The organism is Streptomyces sp. SID13726, from assembly GCF_010548375.1.
Taxonomy (GTDB): Bacteria; Actinomycetota; Actinomycetes; order Streptomycetales; family Streptomycetaceae; genus Streptomyces.
The window spans coordinates 1-407 of sequence record NZ_JAAGLY010000681.1 but is presented as its reverse complement, the minus strand read 5'-3'; the positions used below and the strand labels follow the sequence as shown (position 1 = coordinate 407).

Below are 407 nucleotides of genomic sequence, written 5' to 3'. Positions count from 1 at the left end.
AGCCGCTCCTCGTCGGCGCGCTCGGGCGTGGCGGCCGTACCGAAGTCGACGCGCAGCGGCGTGCGTCCGCCGTCGACGGCCGAGAGACCGGGCTTGGCCGCCGGGTCCCCGCCGGGCAGTTCGTCGGAGAGCCGGTGCACCTCCGTACGGATCCGGCTGACCAGGGCGTTCATGGACGCGTCCATTGCGTCGGCACCGTCGGCCGTGTCGGTGACCGCGGCCAGGTACTCGCCGGGCTTGACGCGCCCGCCCCACAGGCACCCCTCGCCGTTGGCGACGACGGTGCGCATCAGCTCTCCGGTGCCGAGCGGCTGCAGGAGCACGCCGATGTCCTGGGTGGAGAGCAGCAGGCGGCTTCCGGGCAGCGACTCCTCGTCCCGTTCGTCGCCGAGGTCGCCGATCATGGC

1 pseudogene is annotated in these 407 nt (G+C 73.7%); it reads right to left on the bottom strand.

Annotation, left to right across the window (positions count from 1 at the left end):
• Positions 1-407, bottom strand: a pseudogene (locus G3I78_RS49760) (hypothetical protein); the annotation flags it as partial.